2 tRNA genes and 3 rRNA genes are annotated in these 5408 nt (G+C 46.2%); all 5 read left to right on the top strand.

Going from position 1 to position 5408, the window contains the following annotated elements:
• Positions 1–232 precede the first annotated feature (232 nt).
• The 5 genes from HGC4_RS00800 to rrf all read left to right on the top strand — a co-directional run bounded on the left by HGC4_RS00800 (position 233) and on the right by rrf (position 5349).
• Positions 233–1760 (top strand): 16S ribosomal RNA (locus tag HGC4_RS00800).
• A 164-nt stretch (positions 1761–1924) separates the two neighbouring features.
• Positions 1925–2001 (top strand) — tRNA-Ile (locus tag HGC4_RS00795).
• Positions 2002–2029: 28 nt separating this feature from the next.
• A tRNA-Ala gene (locus tag HGC4_RS00790) sits at positions 2030–2103 on the top strand.
• Between the two features lie 125 nt (positions 2104–2228).
• A 23S ribosomal RNA gene (locus HGC4_RS00785) occupies positions 2229–5117 on the top strand.
• 121 nt (positions 5118–5238) lie between these two features.
• Positions 5239–5349: ribosomal RNA gene (gene rrf / locus HGC4_RS00780) — 5S ribosomal RNA — on the top strand.
• Together the 16S, 23S and 5S rRNA genes with 2 tRNA genes alongside form the textbook arrangement of a ribosomal RNA operon.
• Positions 5350–5408 lie beyond the last annotated feature (59 nt).

The following is a 5408-nucleotide window of genomic DNA, read 5'->3' as shown; positions in this document are numbered from 1 at the left end:
TAAATTATTTGGAGTGTATATAAAAAGGGACTACTTTTGCACTCGCTTTACAACCGAGAGATGGTTGTTACCAGAAGCAAAAAGAAGCGATCATTGACAAGGTTATACATAAAAACAAAAACATAGCATTAGACGGGTAGAGACTAATTAATATTAGAATCTAACTTTATTTTCGTCAAGAACCTAGAGTAAATAGACAGACAAGAACTTCTAAGAATATAAAAAAAGATATACAAAGAAGAGTTTGATCCTGGCTCAGGATGAACGCTAGCGACAGGCCTAACACATGCAAGTCGAGGGGTAGCAGGATGTAGCAATACATTGCTGACGACCGGCGCACGGGTGAGTAACACGTATGCAACCTACCTTCTACAGGGGGATAGCCCGGAGAAATTCGGATTAATACCCCATAACACAGGGATACCGCATGGTAATATTTGTTAAAGATTAATCGGTAGAAGATGGGCATGCGTTCCATTAGCCAGTTGGTGAGGTAACGGCTCACCAAAGCAACGATGGATAGGGGAACTGAGAGGTTTATCCCCCACACTGGAACTGAGACACGGTCCAGACTCCTACGGGAGGCAGCAGTGAGGAATATTGGTCAATGGACGAGAGTCTGAACCAGCCAAGTCGCGTGAAGGATGACTGCCCTACGGGTTGTAAACTTCTTTTGTATGGGAGTAAAAAAGTCTACGTGTAGACTATTGCAAGTACCATACGAATAAGCATCGGCTAACTCCGTGCCAGCAGCCGCGGTAATACGGAGGATGCAAGCGTTATCCGGATTTATTGGGTTTAAAGGGTGCGTAGGCGGGATTATAAGTCAGCGGTGAAAGTTTGAGGCTCAACCTTAAAATTGCCGTTGAAACTGTTTTTCTTGAGTATATTTGAAGTAGGCGGAATTCGTGGTGTAGCGGTGAAATGCATAGATATCACGAAGAACTCCAATTGCGAAGGCAGCTTACTAAACTATAACTGACGCTGAAGCACGAAAGCGTGGGTATCAAACAGGATTAGATACCCTGGTAGTCCACGCCGTAAACGATGATTACTAGCTGTTTGTGATATTACAATAAGCGGCTAAGCGAAAGCGATAAGTAATCCACCTGGGGAGTACGCCGGCAACGGTGAAACTCAAAGGAATTGACGGGGGCCCGCACAAGCGGAGGAACATGTGGTTTAATTCGATGATACGCGAGGAACCTTACCCGGGCTTGAAATGTACTTGACCGATCTGGAAACAGATCTTCTAGCAATAGCAAGTATGTAGGTGCTGCATGGTTGTCGTCAGCTCGTGCCGTGAGGTGTCGGCTTAAGTGCCATAACGAGCGCAACCCACATTGTTAGTTACTAACAGGTTAAGCTGAGGACTCTGACAAGACTGCCAGCGTAAGCTGTGAGGAAGGTGTGGATGACGTCAAATCAGCACGGCCCTTACGTCCGGGGCGACACACGTGTTACAATGGATGGTACAGAGGGTCGCTACCTAGTGATAGGATGCTAATCTCCAAAGCCATTCCCAGTTCGGATTGGAGTCTGCAACTCGACTCCATGAAGCTGGATTCGCTAGTAATCGCGCATCAGCCATGGCGCGGTGAATACGTTCCCGGGCCTTGTACACACCGCCCGTCAAGCCATGGAAGCTGGGGGTACCTGAAGTACGTAACCGCAAGGAGCGTCCTAGGGTAAAACTAGTGACTGGGGCTAAGTCGTAACAAGGTAGCCGTACCGGAAGGTGCGGCTGGAACACCTCCTTTCTGGAGAAGCCTTGTCATACTATACAGATTCTTAAAGCAATAAGAATCTACCCGATGTCTAATGTATTATATATGTATTTGTTTAAAATAAAAATGTAGAACCTGATAAAATAAGAGAACACAGAAGCTGTAGCAACAGTTTCAGGCGCGAAAAAGAACAAGCCAGTCCTATAGCTCAGTTGGTTAGAGCGCTACACTGATAATGTAGAGGTCGGCAGTTCAAATCTGCCTGGGACTACCAATAAGAACGAAGCCAAGCTTCCGACTACGGGGGATTAGCTCAGCTGGCTAGAGCACCTGCCTTGCACGCAGGGGGTCAACGGTTCGAATCCGTTATTCTCCACAATACCTATACAATAGGTAAACGATCTTTGACATGATGTAAAAAAGAGCAAGTAGAAAAAATAAGTATATATCAAACCGATATATAGTTGTATATAACTTATATACAATTATAAATCAGGCGAAGAAAAAAGTAAATAAGGGCACATGGGGGATGCCTAGGCTCTCGAAGGCGAAGAAGGACGTGATAAGCTGCGAAAAGCTACGGGGAGGTGCAAATAACCATTATATCCGTAGATCTCCGAATGGGGCAACCCGGCAGAAGAAGATTCTGTCATCTGGTCTAACCAGAAGCAAACGTGGGGAACTGAAACATCTAAGTACCCATAGGAAAAGAAAACAAAAGTGATTCCCAGAGTAGTGGCGAGCGAAATGGGATTAGCCCAAACCAATAATGTTTCGGCATTATTGGGGTTGTAGGACTGCGTCGTGGCAAGAAGTTAGAGTAGTAGAACGATTTGGAAAGATCGATCATAGAGGGTGATAATCCCGTATACGAAATTCTAACCAAGCCTAGCAGACTCCTGAGTAGTGCGGGACACGAGAAATCCTGTATGAATCCACCGGGACCATCCGGTAAGGCTAAATACTTCCGAGAGACCGATAGTGAACCAGTACCGTGAGGGAAAGGTGAAAAGAACCTCGAACAGAGGAGTGAAATAGACCCTGAAACCATGTGCCTACAAGCGGTCGGAGCCTTAATTGGTGACGGCGTGCCTTTTGCATAATGAACCTACGAGTTACTCTCATTGGCAAGGTTAAGTATCAGTAGGTACGCAGCCGAAGCGAAAGCAAGTCTTAACAGGGCGCTTAGTCAATGGGAGTAGACGCGAAACCAAGTGATCTACCCTTGAGCAGGTTGAAGGTTGGGTAACACCAATTGGAGGACCGAACCGGTAAGCGTTGAAAAGCTTTCGGATGACTTGAGGGTAGGGGTGAAAGGCTAATCAAACTTGGAGATAGCTCGTACTCCCCGAAATGCATTTAGGTGCAGCCTCGGCTTATAACTTATGTCAGGTAGAGCTACTGATTGGATGCGAGGGCTTCACCGCCTATCAAGTCCAGATAAACTCCGAATGGGCATAAGTTTTTACCGGGAGTGAGGGCATGGGTGCTAAGGTCCATGTCCGAGAGGGAAAGAACCCAGACCATCAGCTAAGGTCCCCAAATACATGTTAAGTTGAATTAACGAAGTGTTGCTACAGAGACAGCTAGGATGTTGGCTTGGAAGCAGCCATTCATTTAAAGAGTGCGTAACAGCTCACTAGTCGAGTGGCGATGCGTGGATAATAATCGGGCATCAAACATGTTACCGAAGCTATGGGATAAAATATTATCGGTAGGGGAGCATTCTATTCAGCGTAGAAGGCGTAGCGTAAGCTACTCTGGAGCGGATAGAAAAGCAAATGTAGGTATGAGTAACGATAAAGGAGGTGAGAAACCTCCTCGCCGAAAGACTAAGGTTTCCTGATCAACGCTAATCGGATCAGGGTCAGTCGGGACCTAAGGATAAGCCGAAGGGCGATTCCGATGGACGAAACGGTTAACATTCCGTTACTACTATAAAGAGTGATGTGGGGACGCAGAAGTGAAACTACTGCCATCTGACGGAATAGATGGTTAAAGAGTGTAGACGTTGATTTTGGTAGGCAAATCCGCCAGAAGAGTCGAACTTGAAAGTATGATGAGCCCTTGTGGCAAGTCAATAATGTAGGTAAACAAACTGCCAAGAAAAACCGCTAAACGCTAATCTTTATCGTACCCGTACTAAAACGGACACACGTAGTTGGGTTGAGTATACTAAGGCGCTCGAGTGATTCACAGTTAAGGAATTAGGCAAAATGACCCTGTAACTTCGGGAGAAAGGGTACCTACAGCAATGTAGGTCGCAGAGAATAGGTCCAGGCAACTGTTTAACAAAAACACATGGCTATGCAAATTAGAAATAAGAAGTATATAGCCTGACACCTGCCCGGTGCTGGAAGGTTAAGAGGAGAAGTCATCAGCAATGAGAAGCTTTGAATTGAAGCCCCAGTAAACGGCGGCCGTAACTATAACGGTCCTAAGGTAGCGAAATTCCTTGTCGGGTAAGTTCCGACCTGCACGAATGGTGTAATGATCTGGACACTGTCTCAACTGTGAGCTCGGTGAAATTGTAGTATCGGTGAAGATGCCGATTACCCGCGATGGGACGAAAAGACCCCGTGAACCTTTACTATAGCTTTACATTGAATTTGGGCACTTGATGTGTAGGATAGGCCGGAGACTATGAAGCAGGTACGCTAGTATTTGTGGAGTCACCCTTGAAATACGGCCCTTTAATTGTTTGAATTCTAACTCGTAGATACGAGGACACTGTATGGTGGGTAGTTTGACTGGGGTGGTCGCCTCCAAAAGAGTAACGGAGGCTTCTAAAGGTGCGCTCAGAACGATTGGTAACCGTTCGTAGAGTGTAATGGCATAAGCGCGCTTGACTGAGAGACCGACAAGTCGATCAGGTAGGAAACTAGAGCATAGTGATCCGGTGGTTTCAGTATGGAATGGCCATCGCTCAAAGGATAAAAGGTACTCCGGGGATAACAGGCTGATCATTCCCAAGAGCTCATATCGACGGAATGGTTTGGCACCTCGATGTCGGCTCGTCACATCCTGGGGCTGGAGAAGGTCCCAAGGGTTGGGCTGTTCGCCCATTAAAGTGGCACGCGAGCTGGGTTCAGAACGTCGTGAGACAGTTCGGTCTCTATCTATCGTGGGCGCAGGATATTTGCGGAGATCTGACACTAGTACGAGAGGACCGTGTTGGACAGACCCCTGGTTTACCGGTTGTTCCGCCAGGAGCATCGCCGGGTAGCTAAGTCTGGATCGGATAAGTGCTGAAAGCATCTAAGTACGAAGCCGGCTTCAAGATAAGATATCCTTATAAGGGTCGTCGAAGACTACGACGTTGATAGGCTACAGGTGTAAAGGCAGTAATGTCATAGCCGAGTAGTACTAATTGCCCGAAACTTTTTTCATGTAACCCTGCCCGGGTGAATCGCCTGATTGATCGGGTTTGCTACATACGACACAATTTTTGAAAGCTCTTTACATCATATCAATTAAATACTTATATATATAAGTTATTTAATAACAATATTAAGGTGGTTATAGCGTTGGGGATCCACCTCTTCCCATTCCGAACAGAGAAGTTAAGCCCAACCACGTCGATGGTACTGCCGTTAGGTGGGAGAGTAGATAGCCGCCCTCTTTTTAAAAGACTCTGATTAGTGCAAACTAGTCAGAGTCTTTTTTTTGTTTTTAAACATA

This window comes from Dysgonomonas sp. HGC4 (genome assembly GCF_001261715.1).
In the GTDB taxonomy this organism is placed as follows: domain Bacteria; phylum Bacteroidota; class Bacteroidia; order Bacteroidales; family Dysgonomonadaceae; genus Dysgonomonas_A.
This window is presented reverse-complemented; position numbering and strand designations above follow the sequence as displayed.